Here is a 15,531-nt window from a genome sequence, read left to right on the forward strand (position 1 = left end):
CCCCAAACGAAAGATTCCAACCATGTCTAATAGTTCCACCGCGCCTGCGTTGAGTAACACAATGCGTTTTGCTGGGTACAATTTCCTCCGGCTGCGCCGCAACCTCGCCCCGCTATTTTTCACCACCATTTTGCCGGTATTTTTCTATCTACTTTTCGGCACACTAATGGACGTTGGCAGCCTTCCCATTCACACCGGTAAATTTGCAGCTCTCCAAATGATCAGCATGGCCCTGTACGGCGGCGTCGCCGGTGCAGTGGGAGCTGCCGCTTCTTCAGTCACTGATGCTCGATCCGGTTGGAGACGCCAACTAGCGCTTACTCCGCTGCGCCCTCACCGAATCCTCTGGGCGAATATCACATCCATAGCATTGCAAGCTCTACTACCCATTACGGCAGTGTTTCTCACCGGTGCATTAACTAAAGCCGACATGGAGCCCCACCAGTGGGCTTTGTCCTTTCTTGCTTGCGCTATTGTCTCTATTCCCTTTGGCTTATATGGAATGATATGGGCACTTGCTTTACCGACGGATAACTCCGTGGCCATTGCTTCTTCCTCTATTGTCCTCCTGCTGTTCGCCGCCAATGTCTTTATCCCTCTATCTTCCTCACTTATGGCGTTTGGCCGCTTTACACCCCTTTTTGGCCCTGTCGTGTTGGCTCAATGGCCATTGGCAGAAGGGATGCAACTGCTCAATGACGCCGATGGAACGGTTAACCATTCCCTGTGGAGCGCGGGACTAAACTTCGCCGTATGGACCGCAATTTTCGTCGGAGCCTGCGCAGCGCTGCTCCACCGCGACAAATCACGAATGTAATGAATTCATTCCACTCGCCCTTTACGGGATTCGCTACAAATAATGCGGTGTTTGCCAGCGTTTGGCTTATATTTCTGTTCTTCAGCTTAATTCTGAATTTCGCTCAGCCTGGTGTGGACGCTACGCAGCGCCTAGGATCCACTGCCTGTGTTATCGCTTTCAGCGCCGTATATTTCTTCAGCTTTGGTTCGGTGAATTACTACCCGCGGGGCTGGAACTTACGTTATCGCTTGGCCGCTCGGTGGTCTGCCTTAGCGCTCATAGCGCTTATCGCCATACCCTTCTTTGGAGTTTATGCCACCACATTTGTGCCCTATCTAGCTGCATTCCTCGGGTTTCAATTACCACTGCGCCGGGCATTATTATGGGTACTTCTTACCGGACTCGTAGTCACAGGTGCCTTATGGAGCGTCGATTCGCAAGACCTCTTAGGGACATTCATTGTGATATTCGGCTGGCCAATCTTGCTGGTGATGCTAGGCACAATGTCTCAAAGGGAAGACTCCCGCACGGATTTAGAGCATCAGCTTGATCTCGCTCGCCAACGCGAAGACATTGCCACCGACGTTCACGATTTGCTCGGTCACTCGCTTACCGTCATCAATTTAAAATCTGAGTTGGCACAGCGGTTAGTAGACGTAGATCCAACTCGAGCTCGAAACGAGCTTCAAGAAATAAGTGACCTTTCCCGTAAGAGTTTGGCAGAAGTCCGCTCCACAGTTACCCGGATGCGCATGCCGACCTTCGAGGGAGAAGTTCAGGCAGCACGGCGAGCGTTCGATACTACAGGGATTCAAGCGCATCTTCCTGCCAACGTCCAAGCCGTAGGACTTTATGACGCCGCCTTTTCCTGGACATTACGTGAGCTCACCACTAACATTATTCGCCACTCAGGAGCAGAGCACTGTTGGGTAAGCATATCCCAGAATAAGCTCCAAGTCGTAGATGATGGTTGCGGCTTCGATCCGAAAAAGCAGTACCAAAGTGGCGGGCTACACGGGCTTCACAAGCGAATAGAGGAAAGCGGCGGAAAGTTGATTATTATGAGGAAGGACGATCGCACCGTAGCGCTGATTACTATGAACGGTGATACCGAATTACTACCCTTGGACAGTGAAATTGGTTCCGATGGCTGATGCATCTCCACCCATCCGTATCCTTATCGCAGAGGATCAATCATTGGTTCGCGGAGCCCTTGCTGCTCTCCTAGCTACCGAACCAGACATTGATGTAGTTGCTCAATGCGCAACGGGCAACGAGGTTGCGAGGCTCGTCGCCAAGCACAATGTGGAGGTAGCTCTTCTTGATATTGAAATGCCTGGAAAGAGCGGTCTAGACGTAGCTGAAGAACTCTCCAGCAGCCCATGCAAATGTCTCATCGTTACTACTTTTGGCCGCGGCGGCTATGTAAAACGTGCTATTGATGCCAACATCGCTGGGTTCATAGTCAAAGACACTCCACCAGAACAACTCGCGGAGGCAATTCGCCGAGTAAAGGCTGGGCTGCGGGTAATCGATCCTGCCCTGGCACGAGAGAGTCTTTTTACCCCAGACAACCCGCTCACACCCCGGGAACGAGAAATCGCGGGACTTTTATTATCTGGGGTGACTTCCTCAGAACTGGCGCGCAAAGTGCATCTTAGTCCAGGCAGTGTACGCAACGTCGTGTCCAGTATCATGACAAAAACCGATGCAAATAATCGCTACGAGGCTGCGACGAAAGCCCAAACTCAGGGCTGGATTTAAAAAGCGCGTTTTGCACCAGCCCAATCGGACCGCGTATTTCAGAAAAATCGGCCACAGACATAAGCTTAAGCCCCGCTCCTGTCTGGAACGGGGCTTAAGCGATATTTAATTAGAAATTAGGGCGAGAACTACTTGTTCTCGTCGTCACCGTCGTTATTGGTGCCGAGCTTGTCATCAATGACATCGCGGGCCTTGTCTACCTGGTCTGCCTTGTCCTCGCCCAGCTTGTCCTTGGCAAAATCCTCGGCCTTGTCCAAACCTTCCTTGGTAACTTCCTCGCCCTTTTCGGAGTTCAGTGCTTCCTTTGCCTTGTCAAAGATACCCATTGCTAATCCTTTCGTTGTTTACTTCATCTAACCATTGCCGTGCGAGGCAACACTGCCCACGATAATGACACTGCCGGGACTTCGCCACCAAAGGTGGCCAGAAGTTTTAAAGTGATAGCGTTAATGAGACCAATGACCAGCTCGCACGGAAAAGGCAATAAATGATCCACACCAGCCCTAGTGCAGACTGCAACTCCGCGGAATTCTTTGGTCTGGTATGGCCTGGCAAGCAAGCTGCCCGCGCTGCGGCAGAGACTCCCCTAGCCGCCGAGTTCGAGCTCGATGCTGCGTTAAGCAGCGTGACCGACTCTCCCAATAGCATCCACTTGGCCGATAACCTGCCGGTTCTACAGCACTGGGCTTCCACGGGCGAGACCTTCGATGTCATCTACATCGACCCGCCGTATAACACCGGCCGAGACTTTGTCTACCGCGATAATTACCGGGCGCGACGCGAGGTAAATTCCGGCAGCTATGCCCAGTGGCACGCCGAGTGGCTGTCCATGATGTTGCCACGGCTCATCTTGGCGCGGCGCGTCTTGGCGGAGAACGGCTTTATATTCGTCTCCATCGGAGAGGACGAGGCCGCTAATACCCGCAAGGTTTTAGACGAGGTTTTTGGCGAGGGCTGCTATGCCGGGCAACTTATTTGGAAAAAGGCCGGCACTGGGAAAAACGATTCCAAGTATGCGGTGGTAGAACACGAATACATCCTCTGCTATGCCAAGAACCCGGATAACCCCGGATTCAATGTAGATGCTGGGGGTTATACGAGCACCAAATATAACCACGAGGATGAACGTGGCAAATACTCCTTGGTGCGCCTTGATTCTAAGACCCTGGGGTACCTGCCATCGCTGGATTTTCCCATTGCCTCGCCCGATGGCACGCAACACTGGCCGGACCAACCGGATGGCCACAGCCGGGTAGCGCGCTGGCGCTGGGGCAAGGACATGGTGGAAAAACGCTACGATGAGTTGGTCTTTCGGCGCGGATTCGTCTACACCAAGAACTATCAAAAAACAGGGGCGCGGCCGCGTTCCATCCTCGATGGGCAAAGGTTTGGCGTAACGCGCACTGGACGCCGCGACGCAGAGGATGTCATGGGCGTGGAGGGAATCTTTGAGTTCCCCAAGCCGGTACGCCTTATCAAGCACCTCATCGCCATTGGCGGCGGGGCCGATGCCCGGGTGCTCGACTTTTTCGCAGGCTCAGGCACCACGGCGCAGGCGGTCATCGAACTCAACCGAGAAGATAAGGGCGGGCGCAGCTTTCACTTGGTGCAATTTCCAGAGCCCACCGCTCCGGACAGTTCGGCGCACCGGGCAGGCTTTTTTAGCGTCGCGGATATTTGCGTAGAGCGCGTGCGATCCGTGCCCGGGTCCTCTTTCCGGGCCTACCGCGCGGTCTAGGTTTCGCGGGTGCCGTCGGGCCTGCCCGGAATGCCGAAGAAGTCCAACACGCGGTCAGTGGCGAAGAACTTTCCCACTTCATTATTTTTGTCTCCAAGACCACCCGGCCACACGTGGGAGCCGCCACCGATGCGGATATGCTCCAGCGGTGCGGAGCAGCCCCTCCAATGCATATCGAGGGCATTATTGACCAAGCGGTTGGTGTCTACCTTCTCCGAGCATTTATTGCGCTTGCGGTCTTGCTCCAGGACGGATTCGACGGAGAAGTACTTGGTCTTATGCCGGGTCCCGCCGTAATAGCCCACGACGGGGTCATCGGTACCGTGCATATCTAGGCGCCCTACCGGTTCATGGGCGCAGTCTTTCAGGATATCTTCATAATAAGCAGCGGAAATGGTGGCGACCGAGTGGAAGATGCCGGGCATCTGGCAGGCCAGGTAGGCAGCAAAACCGCCGCCATTGGACATGCCGGTGGCATAAAGCCGGGAATCATCGACGTTATAGGTCGCGCGCAGGGAATCGAGGATATCGAGCACGAATTTCTTGTCCTCGCTCCCGCTGGTTTCCGCGTACGGGGCGGGGCTCCAGGCCTTTTTCTTGCCCGTGGGAAAGACGGTAATGGCTTGTGCCGCATCGAGGCGGGAATAGCCGCGCAGGTTTTCCGCTGACTGCCCCCAGCCATGGAAAGCCAATACTACGGGCCATTCTTTCTGCGCCGTATAATTTTCCGGCACGCTAAGAATGAAGGAGCGCCCGGACGGCAGGTTAATCGTCGTATAGGACCCGGGTTCTGGGCCACTGAGCGGCGCAGAGGTAGGAATCCCGAGCTGTGAGGCAGCCGAACCGTGCGATTGCGTGCTTTCGCTGAGTACCCCCGAGTCCGATTCTTCCTCGTTATTTGCGCATGACACGCCCAGCGCCGCCACGCAGCACAAGACTGCGGTGCTCAACGCAGCGCGCACCGGCCTCCGTCTCATGATGTTCGTCCCTTCTGCCAAGCGGCCCATAATTGTTTATAACGGCCCCCATAATTTAGCAGCTCTGCATGGCTACCCTGTTCTACTACCCGGCCATTATCCATGACCACGATGGCATCGGCACGCGAGGCCTGATCCAGGCGGTGTGCAACCACCAAGGCGGTGCGCCCCTCCATCACTGATTCTGCGGCGTCCTCTAAGGATTCAGCACCCACCGAGCCTGCTTCCGCCGTGGCTTCGTCCAAGATGATGATGCGGGGATCCAGCAGCACGATCCGGGCAAGCGCCAATTGCTGTGCCGCCACCGGGTCCAACGGCATGCCTTGCGCGCCCACGATGGTATCGAGGCCTGCCTCCAGTTCGAAGAACCAGTCAGCCTGCACTTGGCGCAGCGCCTGAACCATTTCCGCATCGGTGGCTTGTGGCGCCGCGAGTGCAAGATCCTCACGCAAACTCCCAGAAAAGACGTGCACTTCCTGGGAGACGAGGGCAAGGCGTTGGATACGCTCGGCATCGGAAAGCAGGGCAACCTCGACGCCATCGACAAGCACGGTGCCTTTATCCGGAACGCGCAAGCCCGCAAGCAGCGCTGCCACGGTGGACTTCCCCGCCCCAGACGCCCCGACGAGGGCAACCGTCTCACCCGGCTTAATCGCAAGGTTGAGGCCCTCGACGGCCCAAGAGTTATCGCTATAGCGGAAGGAAATATCGCGCATGTCCACGCTGCCATCGCCCCGCGGTGCACCGCTATCCGGCACCGGTTGGGGCGGATCGATGACCACGCCCACGATGCGCGCCAACGAGGCATACCCAGATTGCACCGTATCGAGCACGCGCATCAGCCCCATCAGTGGACCGCGCAGGCGAATGAGCAATAACATCGCCGCGGTGACCGCGCCAACGGTAAGCGCATTGGCCTGCACCACCCAGAAGCTTACCGCCAAACCGCTGCCCAATAAGACTAGCTCAATGCCGGTGAGGTGGGCCTGGAGCACCATCATCGTCCGGCGCGCGTTATATCCTTCTTCCACCACACGCGTTGAAGCCGCCCCGATCCGATCGTGCATCGTCTTTTCCATGCGGAATGCACGGACCGTATCCCTGCCGTGGATCGCTTCCAAAAGCTTGCGGGCGCGGTCCGCCATGGCGGCGCGCTCAGCGGCATATCGGTCAGGGGCGCGCCGCAGGTAATACCGGCTGGCAAAGAAATACAGCGGGGTCACGGCAACAATAACCACGAGGTATTGCCAATCCACCGTAAGCAGCGCTACTGCCGTTGAGGCAATGGCAAAAATGGACTTTGCCAGCACGGGGACCGTTTCAGTAACCGCGGCGGAAAGCTCCGCCACGTCATCGGTAGAACGCGATACCAAATCCCCGGTTCCTGCGTCCTCGACGCGGTGCGTGGGAAGGCCGAGTGCCGTAGAGACCATATCGTCGCGCAGGGACGCGATGACGCGCTCGGTCAGCTGGGACAGAACATAGAACCCCGCCGCCGATAAAGCGGCAGACGCGCCCGCGACCCCGATGAGCAGGGCTCCGAGGAGGGCGATGCTGGTACCTGTCGTCACGGCATCAACAATCTTGCCGAGCAGGATCGGGATGGTGACATTGGCTGCTGCCCCGGCTATCAAGAACACCACGGCGATAAGGGCGCGACGGCGCGCGTGAGGAATCAGCGATAACTGCTGCGCCACAACCTTTCGCACCTGTGGCCACGTGGCGGTGGGAAAACGCATTAAGATTCCACCCCCACTGCATGCCACGCAGGCGCCGATGTATAGACAATGGTGGGTTTATCCTTCCGGAAGTCCGCAACGCGGTGGGCTACTTCTTGCTCGGTCACGGAATCGACTGCGGTGGTGGGATCAGAGAGAATAAGCACCTCTGGATCCGCGGCAATGGCGCGGGCAAGGGCGACTCGTTGCTGCTGGCCGCCGGACAGGTTGTTTCCGCGCTCACCCACGGCGCGGTCCAGCCCACCTGGAATATCCTCACCCGCTGCCACCTCTAGCGCCCATGCGGCCGTACTCGCATCCGGATGAATATTATCCTGCACGGTTCCGGTAAACAGCATGACCTCGTGTGGCACGACGATGAATTTCTCCCGGGGCAAATCCCGCAGTCCTTCCGGAGCATGCCCATCGATAGCGGTGATACCCGGCCGCAGCGCCGGCACCTCTGGTGCGGCGTCCTCGGGAAGCCCGGGAGCGCCCAGCAGGCCCACGATTCGCTGCGCACTCGCCTGCGCCGCGGCCCACCGGGAGGCAATATTCCTTCCTAGCATGGTCATTGGGGTAATGATGAATTGGGTAAGGCCAATTACCATAATGAGCTCGCCAATGCTCATCTGCCCATCCAGCGCCAGATAGCCGGCAGCAACCGCGACGGCGATGACATAGATGGACCCGAGCGCCTCCGTAGAAGCGTTCAATCCAGCCTGCGCCGCATTGGCCTCAACGGTTCGCTCGTAGGCGGCATCGGAATCGCCCGCATAACGCTTACGCACGGAACCTATCGCACCGATTCCCTTAATAATGCGCAGGCCATGGACAATATCCGTCGCCGTCGCGCTAGCCCGGCCCAATGCTTCTTGCCGGATACCAGAGCGCTTGCGCAAGGGACCAGCCGAGCGCAGTGATCCCCACACCACGATGGGGCCGCCGCATAAAATGGCCACTCCTAGCGGCACATTCACCCGGCTGGTCATCACCGCGACATAAATGATCGACGTAATCTCCGCCACCGGGAACACCGTCATCATCACGGCATTCTGCACACGGGTCGCATCGGTTGAGGCAATGGCCAATAACTCCCCTGGCGTGCGTTTCGGCCCGCCCATCCCTTTGGGATCCATAATCCGATCCGTGATGGCCATGCGCACGTCGTGGCCGATAACCAGCATGCTGCGCGCGTTGAGCCCGCGGCCACACCACCCAGTGACGGTATTTACGGCGAAGGCTAGCACCAGCAGTGCAAGCCACCACCACAGTCGCCCGATTGATCCTTCCACCACCGCTTCATCGATGGCATAGCCCACGATGACCGGCGTTGTGCCATTGAGCACAAAAGAGATAGCCATGCACACGACAGCGGGAATGGTCATCCCAGGCCGGGAGAAGACAGTCTTCAGCAACCACCGCCGATCTGATGGTTCTGGAAGTGTTGCCATAACAAGCCATTCTAATTCCCGGTAGGTTAGATAACCTATGTCGACTCGCCACCCCAACCCCCAGCACTTCCCCAGCTACCGAAATCCCTCTGCGAAGCAGAAGCCTACCTTCAGCACCGATCCCCAGCGCACCCAGGCAGCGCGCGCCTTCCACCACGGCGCGCACACCTATCAGGATGTCCGTCCCCATTACCCGGCTAAGGTTGCTGAGCTCATCGCCGGTGCCCACCGCGTTGCCGATATCGGCGCCGGCACCGGCAAACTTACCGAGTCCCTCACCAATCCCCGCGTGCTCGCGGTCGAGCCATCTCCAGACATGGCCCGCGCGCTCCAACGCCGCTTGGATATTCCCATCATCCGCGCCACGGCCGAGCACACCGCGCTTGCCGATGCCTCCCTCAACGCCGCCTGCCTCGCCCAAACCTGGCATTGGGTCGACGTTGCCGCCGCTTCCGCCGAGCTGGACCGCATCCTCGCGCCGGGCGGGCGCGTCCTTTTGGTGTGGAATACCCTCGACGTACACGCGGATCCCTGGATCCTTCGGTTAAGCCGCATCATGCACTCCGGCGACGTGCATAAGCCCGGCTTTTATCCGGAGTACAAGTCACCCTGGACCTTAGAGCGCGAACTCCGGCTGAGCTGGACCCAGGAACTTACCCCAGAAAAGCTCCACCAACTCATGCACACCCGTTCCTACTGGCTCAGAAACAACGAGGACATCCACGAGCGCATGACCCACAACCTAAACTGGTACCTCTACGAGCACATGGGCTTTTCCGCCGGCCAAAAACTGCACATCCCGTACCGCACGGATGCATTCGTGCTGGTACGGGAGGAGTCTATCTCGAGGGACTGATTACAGGAGAACCTGGGCCAAGAGGGAGCCGACGACACAAGAAGTAAATACGGAGATCGCTCCGGGGATAAGGAACGAGTGGTTGATGACGTATTTGCCAATTCGCGTCGTACCCGTGCGATCGAAGCCAATGCAGGCCAAGTCAGAAGGATAGGTTGGCAAGATGAAGTAACCATAAGCTGCGCCGTAGAAACCAACGATGACGGCTGGGTCAATGCCCAATTGCAAGCCAATGGGGGCAATTGCTACCAGTGCAGCGGCCTGTGAATTGACCAACTTGGACACAACCACCAACACGACGGCGTACGTCCATGGGGCCGCCTCGACGACAGATCCCAAGTTCGTTTCCAGGGCATCGATATGGGATTGGAAGAACGTATCTGCCATCCACGCAACACCGAAGACCGAAAATACAGCGGTCATGCCGGCCTTGAATACTGGAGTAGACGCAATCTTTTTGGTATCCACCTTGCAGCTTAGGAGAATGATGGCACCGGCGACGAGCATGACCATCTGGATCACTAGATTCATCGATACCGGGCTCAGCTCGCCATCATCACCAGGAACCAGCGGGCGCAGGAACTCGAAAGCGCCGAGGAGGACCACGCAGGCAATAGCGACGAGGAAGACGACGACCGAGCGCTTAGCCTCGCGGGAAAATTCTTTACCGATGAGCGAATCGGCGCTTTCATTGATGCTGGCGGCAAACTCTGGGTCTTTCATCCGCTCTTGGAAAACCGGATCCTTGTCCAAGTCCTTGCCGCGACGCAGCGACCATAACGCAGCGAGAAGAACACCGCACAAGGACGCGGGTAGCGCCACCGTAAGAATCTGCGGAATCGAATAAGCTTTGTCGATAGCTCCAGCATTTTCCGCAAGGATCGATGCAAGAGAAACGGTAGCCACGGACACCGGTGAAGCGGTAATACCCATCTGGGCCGAGGTCGAGGCCACTGCCATCGGACGCTCAGGACGGATTCCCTTTTTGAGCGCGATGTCTTCAATAATCGGAAACATGGTGTAGACCACGTGGCCAGTGCCGCAAAGTACGGTAAGGAACCAAGTAGTCAGTGGTGCCAAAATGGTGATGCGCTCTGGATGAGCACGCAAGAACTTCTCTGCATGCTGCATCATCACTTCCAAACCTTGTGCTTGTTGCAGTGTGGCTGCGCAGCCGATAACGGCAATGATTGTGAGCATGACCGACACGGGGGGCTCGCCCGGTGCCAAGCCAAATACAAAGACCATCAGCATCAAGCCGATGCCAGAAATTAATCCAAGGCCGATCCCGCCATAGCGGGTGCCCAATAACAAAGCACTTAAAATGATTATGACTTGAAGCACGATAGCCAGGACTGAATCCGGGGCAATCACATTCGCTAACATGTCATGCCTTTCAAACAGAAAGTAAATGGTTGACAAGTTTTATCCTATCGGCGCCATAGTGCTTTCACCGAAGCGAAAAGGAGAGCCAAGTGTCACACTATTGTTGGTGACACTTTTGCTCTCCTAAGTGGTAAAATACCGGGTTAACCGGAGAAATTATGTAGTTTTGAGGCGCCCTGATGCCCCTACAATGAGCTCCGGCTTTGCTGACGAGACAAACTCAACTACACCTCACGTGCCAACACCGAAAGCTGTTGCGCACTATTAGTTGTCGACTCCTCAGGCCTTGTCCTTCCCAGACTTCAGGTCAATCTTATAGTGCAAGTGATTTTTCACTGCGGGCCACTCATGCCGCAGCACGCTATACACGCACGTATCTCTGACTATCCCGTTATCTAGTATCTGGTGGCCGCGAAGGATTCCATCAAGATGCGCACCCAAGGATTCCAACGCGCGGCGGCTTTCACGGTTAAAGGAGTTGGTGGTGAAGAACACGGATAGGCAATCAAGCTGCTCAAATGCATGGCCCATGAGGGTCAGTTTGCAGTCTGCATTAACCGCAGTATTCTGCGCCGATTGCCTGTACCAAGTGTATCCGATTTGTGCGCGCCTATTACCCAGATCTAAGGCCTGATAACCAGTCATTCCCACCGTAGTGCCGGCTGAATCAAATACCGTGAAAAGCTGCGACCCGTGGGAGGCATACCAAGAAATGCGTTCTTCCACGGCTTTTTCCATCTCGCTTGGTGATGGGACCTTGGTATACCACCGCTTCCATAATTCCCCGTCCTGCACCGCCTCAGCCAGTCCAGGGGTATGGTCTACGCTCAACGCCTTGAGAGTGATTTTTTGCCCGCGCAAGATCTCGATTTTCTGTGACACCGTATGTACCTTCTTGCTTTCTGGGGCTAGGCCAATGATCTGATGTCTTTCAAGCTTAGCTGCCAATGACACCGAGCGTAATGAGATAGATAAAAACGAGCGAAACCCCACGGTTGTGGGTGCTTCGCTCGTTGTCGCAGTGAACTATTATTTCCGCTTTTTACCTCGGCGTTCGCGCACGCGCACGGCGATGCGGATGGGGGTGCCGTGGAAACCAAAGCGCTCGCGGAACTTGCGCTCAAGATAGCGCCGGTAGGATGCGTCGAGGAACCCAGTGGTAAAGAGAACAATCGTCGGCGGCTGGGCCGATGCTTGCGTAGCAAAGAGCACTCGTGGCAAGCGATTATTCTTCATCGGCGGCGGGTTGGCAGCAATCGCCTCACGCATCCAGTTATTGAGCTGGCCGGTGGACACGCGCTGATCCCAGCTTTCTAGGGCCTCGATCATGGCCGGCTCCAGCTTTTGCAAGGCGCGGCCGGTCTCAGCCGAAATATTAACGCGGGTCACCCACGGCAAGTGCCGCAGCTGCTCGTCAATCTCGCGGTCGAGGTAATAGCGGCGGTCCTCGTCCATCAGGTCCCACTTATTGAACGCGATGACCAGCGCCTTGCCGGATTCCAGCACCATATTGAGCACGCGCTGGTCTTGCTCGGAGATCTCCTCGGAGGCATCGATAAGCATGATGCATACCTCGGCCGCATCGATGACGCCGCGGGTGCGCAAGGACGCATAATACTCGTGGCCCTGCGCGTTCTTGACCTTCTTGCGCAGGCCCGCGGTATCAATGAACTTCCACAACTGCTCATCTAGCTGCACCAGCGAGTCCACGGGATCCACCGTGGTGCCGGCGACATTATCTACCACCGAGCGCTCCTCGCTGGTGAGCTTATTGAGCAACGATGACTTGCCCACATTAGGCCTGCCGACGAGCGCGACGCGGCGAGGGCCCGACGTAATCGAGGTCTCGCGCGGTTCTTCGGGGAAGCTGCGCAGGATCTCATCCAGCACGTCCGCGCCACCGCGTCCATGCTGTGCGGACACCGGCCACGGATCCCCGAGGCCCAAGGCGTAGAACTGCGCCATATCCGCATACTGGTTATCGGAATCGAATTTGTTCGATACCACGATCACCGGCACCGGAGACTTTTGCAGGCGGCGCGCCATAACCTCATCGGTTTCGGTAATGCCCACTTTGGTATCTACCACCATCACGATGACATCGGCGGTATCCATCGCCATTTCTGCCTGGCGGGCGATATCGGCGTGCATGCCTTTAACGTTGGGATCCCAGCCGCCGGTATCCTGCACGATAAAGCGCTGCCCATTCCAGTCCGCCACGTAGGAGACGCGATCACGGGTAACACCAGGGTGGTCTTCTACGACGGCTTCCCGGCGGCCCAGGAAACGGTTGACCAAGGAGGACTTGCCCACATTCGGCCGGCCCACAATGGCGACGGTGCACAAGGCTTCTTCGGTGGCATCGGCAAAGCCTAGAGACTGCGAGAGCTGCTCCCACTCGTCCTCACTGAGGGGCTGCTCTAGGTCTTCCTCGTCCCCGTAGTCGGCCTCACTGAACTCTGACTCATCAAAGTCGTAGTCAAATTCTTCGGCATCAAAATCGTCCGTAGCCCACCCCGGCGAGGTTTCTACCGTTTCCTCGTCGAACTTACCCGCAGGGTAATGGAACTGCGTGACTTCTTCCTCTGGGGACTCAAAATCTTTATTGCTCATGAGCGGGACTCCTTAACCACGTTGATAAGAGCCTGCACGACGTCCTCCGGGCTCATGTCAGAGGTATCGACAACAGTGGCATCGTCGGCGGGGCGAAGCGGCGAGGTGGCGCGGGAAGAATCCGCGGCGTCGCGGCGCTGCACATCTGCCAGTACCGATTCAAAATCGGAGGCGATGCCGGCCTTTTCGTTTTGATCATGCCGGCGCTGCGCACGGACTTCCGCAGAGGCCGTCATGAAGGCCTTAGCTGGGGCATCGGCAAGCACCACGGTGCCGATATCGCGGCCCTCTACGATGGCGCGGTGGGCGCGCTGTGCCAGCGTGCGCTGCAATGCCACCAAGTTCTCCCGCACCTCCGGGATGGCAGATACCGCGGAGACGTTCTGGGTGACCTCGTCTTCCCTAATGACGCGGGAGACATCGGCGCCATCGAAAAGCACCTGCGTGGAATCCGGATCATCGGAAACCTCCAAGGGCAGGTCCGCCGTCGCGGAAATCACCGCTTCCTTGTCCGCGGGATCCACGCCTTGGCGCAATACCGCCAGGGTTGCCACCCGGTACATGGCGCCGGTATCGATGTATTTTGCGTCCAACTGCTTGGCTAGGGCCCGGCAGGTCGTGGACTTTCCCGTTCCGGAGGGGCCATCGACCGCGAGGATCAGGCCTTCATCAGGCATATTCGAAATCATTACATCCCCACCGCCTTGTACAAGCTCGTCAACTCGTTGGAATTGAGCGCGCGCAACCCACCGGGCTTCATATCGCCCAATTGGACCGTGTGCAGCTTGGTGCGCACCAGGCGCTGTACGGGATAGCCAGCTTCCTTCAGCAGGCGGCGCACGATGTGCTTGCGACCTTCGTGCAGCTCTACTCGGACCAGAGAGAATCCCTGGTTCTTGTCCACTACCTGCACGAAATCGGCCTTGGCTAGGCCATCTTCTAGCTCGATGCCCTCTTTAAGCTTGCGCACCAGCTTGTTATCGGCCTCGCCCAATACCGTGGCCAAGTAGGTTTTCTTCACCTCATACTTGGGGTGCATCAGGCGGTTGGCCAATTCCCCATCGTTAGTCAGGATGAGCAGGCCTTCCGTATCCGCGTCCAAGCGGCCTACGTGGAATAGGCGCTGGCCCGAGGCAACCTTTTCAGAGACCACGTCACCCACGCAGGGGCGGCCGAGATCATCTGACATCGTCGACTGCATTCCGCGGGGTTTATTGAGGATGAAATATTCTTGGTCCTCGTTAACGTTCACGCGAACGCCATCGACGCGGATGACGTCCACGGCGGGGTTGACCTTCACGCCCTGCTTGAGAATGACATTGCCATTTACTTCAACGCGGCCGGCATCAATGAGGATTTCCGCGTGGCGCCGCGATGCGACACCCGCTTTAGCCAAGACCTTCTGCAGGCGCTCGCCCTTGGGCTTATCGTCATCGACCAGCCAGTCAGCGCCCAAATCGCGCGCCACCGATTCAGCGGTGGCCTTCTGCTTTTTCTTGGAAACGTGTTGATTACGAGCCGGCTTGGCATTAGAGACAACGATATCGCTGTCTCGCTGCTTCTTATCCGGTGTGCCGTCACGGCGAGCGGGAGGAGTCACTTAAGTGTCCTTTTCTCTCGAAGATATGAAATTACCTGCGTGAGTCTACCCCACCTCAGTACTCTTCGTCGATTGCATCGACGTCTGGAAGCAGCGGCGCCAAATCTGGAAGGCGTTCCAGCGAGTCTATACCTAGCAGTTCGAGGAAAAGCTCGGTGGTTTCATATCGGTGCGACGCCCCCTCGAACTCGTCCTGCGGGAGCTCGCGGATCAGCCCGCGCAGGTTAAGGGTGCGCATTACGCCGTCCACGTTGACCCCGCGAACCGCAGAGACCTGCTGGCGCGTGACTGGTTGGCGATAGGCCACGACGGCTAGGGTTTCCAGGGCTGCGCGCGAGAGCTTGGTTTGCGCCCCATCCAATAAGAACTCTTCCACCGCGCTGGCGTTTTCTTGGCGCGTATAAAACCGCCAACCTTCTGGCGTTTCGCGCAGCTCAATTCCAGAGCCGCGGCTGTCGAATTCGCGTTGGATAGCCCGCAAACAGTCACTAATGACCGCTGGTTCTACGCTAAGTGCCCGCGCCAAGGACTCTACGGATGCCGGCGAGTCGAGCACCAGCAAGATCGACTCGAGCCGAGACCGCAATTGCGAAATGAGCGGAAGATCCATGCCCCTTAGATTACAA

The 15,531-nt window shown here is 57.3% G+C and carries 15 protein-coding genes; 5 read left to right on the forward strand and 10 right to left on the reverse strand.

Translation table 11 applies throughout. The features are described from left to right. The first annotated feature begins 61 nt into the window (after positions 1-61). From QP970_RS04230 to QP970_RS04240, 3 genes are read left to right on the forward strand one after another with little or no spacing between them, the layout of a single operon-like run. A complete protein-coding gene (locus QP970_RS04230) occupies positions 62-817 on the forward strand; it encodes an ABC transporter permease (RefSeq protein ID WP_284869713.1) in 756 nt (251 codons plus the stop codon). After that, positions 817-1,953, forward strand: coding sequence for a sensor histidine kinase (locus QP970_RS04235; protein WP_284869714.1), 1,137 nt, complete (start codon positions 817-819; stop codon positions 1,951-1,953). Before QP970_RS04230 ends, QP970_RS04235 begins: the two co-directional genes overlap by 1 nt. After that, positions 1,946-2,563, forward strand: coding sequence for a response regulator transcription factor (locus QP970_RS04240; RefSeq protein ID WP_284849765.1), 618 nt, complete (start codon positions 1,946-1,948; stop codon positions 2,561-2,563). The genes QP970_RS04235 and QP970_RS04240 overlap by 8 nt, the downstream gene beginning before the upstream one ends. 128 nt (positions 2,564-2,691) lie before the next feature. Here the strand turns inward: QP970_RS04240 and QP970_RS04245 are convergent, their stop codons facing one another. Continuing rightward, positions 2,692-2,889 carry an antitoxin gene (locus QP970_RS04245; protein ID WP_239268049.1) on the reverse strand — a complete coding sequence of 66 codons (198 nt, stop codon included), beginning with the start codon at positions 2,887-2,889 and terminating at the stop codon, positions 2,692-2,694. Between the two features lie 161 nt (positions 2,890-3,050). Here QP970_RS04245 and QP970_RS04250 point away from each other — a divergent pair, with 161 nt between their 5' ends. Beyond that, positions 3,051-4,301: a site-specific DNA-methyltransferase gene (locus QP970_RS04250; protein WP_284849766.1), complete on the forward strand. Its 1,251-nt coding sequence runs from the start codon at positions 3,051-3,053 to the stop codon at positions 4,299-4,301. On the opposite strand, the gene QP970_RS04255 is transcribed toward QP970_RS04250, so the two are convergent. From QP970_RS04255 to QP970_RS04265, 3 genes are read right to left on the reverse strand one after another with little or no spacing between them, the layout of a single operon-like run. Beyond that, entirely contained in the window at positions 4,298-5,278 is a 981-nt protein-coding gene (locus QP970_RS04255; protein ID WP_284849767.1) for a CE1 family esterase, read from the reverse strand. The genes QP970_RS04250 and QP970_RS04255 overlap by 4 nt on opposite strands. Continuing rightward, a complete protein-coding gene (locus QP970_RS04260; protein ID WP_284869702.1) occupies positions 5,275-7,017 on the reverse strand; it encodes an ABC transporter ATP-binding protein in 1,743 nt (580 codons plus the stop codon). The genes QP970_RS04255 and QP970_RS04260 overlap by 4 nt, the downstream gene beginning before the upstream one ends. Next, a complete protein-coding gene (locus QP970_RS04265) occupies positions 7,017-8,450 on the reverse strand; it encodes an ABC transporter transmembrane domain-containing protein (RefSeq protein ID WP_284869703.1) in 1,434 nt (477 codons plus the stop codon). The genes QP970_RS04260 and QP970_RS04265 overlap by 1 nt, the downstream gene beginning before the upstream one ends. A gap of 37 nt (positions 8,451-8,487) precedes the next feature. Between QP970_RS04265 and QP970_RS04270 the strand changes: the two genes are divergently transcribed. Then, on the forward strand, positions 8,488-9,306 hold the full coding sequence (locus QP970_RS04270; RefSeq protein ID WP_284869704.1) for a class I SAM-dependent methyltransferase: 819 nt from the start codon (positions 8,488-8,490) through the stop codon (positions 9,304-9,306). On the opposite strand, the gene QP970_RS04275 is transcribed toward QP970_RS04270, so the two are convergent. From QP970_RS04275 to scpB, 6 genes are all read right to left on the reverse strand, one after another. After that, positions 9,307-10,692: an anaerobic C4-dicarboxylate transporter gene (locus tag QP970_RS04275; RefSeq protein WP_284869705.1), complete on the reverse strand. Its 1,386-nt coding sequence runs from the start codon at positions 10,690-10,692 to the stop codon at positions 9,307-9,309. 279 nt (positions 10,693-10,971) lie between these two features. Further along, complete coding sequence (locus tag QP970_RS04280) at positions 10,972-11,640, reverse strand: GNAT family N-acetyltransferase (protein ID WP_284849771.1); 669 nt, start codon at positions 11,638-11,640, stop codon at positions 10,972-10,974. Positions 11,641-11,721: 81 nt separating this feature from the next. Then, the gene (gene der, locus QP970_RS04285) at positions 11,722-13,305 is read right to left on the reverse strand and encodes a ribosome biogenesis GTPase Der (protein WP_284869706.1); all 1,584 of its coding nucleotides are present in this window, start codon (positions 13,303-13,305) and stop codon (positions 11,722-11,724) included. Beyond that, entirely contained in the window at positions 13,302-13,994 is a 693-nt protein-coding gene (gene cmk, locus QP970_RS04290) for a (d)CMP kinase (RefSeq protein ID WP_284849773.1), read from the reverse strand. The genes der and cmk overlap by 4 nt, the downstream gene beginning before the upstream one ends. Continuing rightward, a complete protein-coding gene (locus tag QP970_RS04295) occupies positions 13,994-14,905 on the reverse strand; it encodes a pseudouridine synthase (RefSeq protein ID WP_284849774.1) in 912 nt (303 codons plus the stop codon). Before QP970_RS04295 ends, cmk begins: the two co-directional genes overlap by 1 nt. 55 nt (positions 14,906-14,960) lie before the next feature. Continuing rightward, positions 14,961-15,515, reverse strand: a complete 555-nt coding sequence (gene scpB, locus QP970_RS04300) for an SMC-Scp complex subunit ScpB (RefSeq protein ID WP_023017548.1) — start codon at positions 15,513-15,515, stop codon at positions 14,961-14,963. Between the last annotated feature and the right edge of the window lie 16 nt (positions 15,516-15,531).

Origin of the sequence: Corynebacterium sp. MSK073, assembly GCF_030232085.1 — a bacterium.
In the GTDB taxonomy this organism is placed as follows: Bacteria; Actinomycetota; Actinomycetes; order Mycobacteriales; family Mycobacteriaceae; genus Corynebacterium.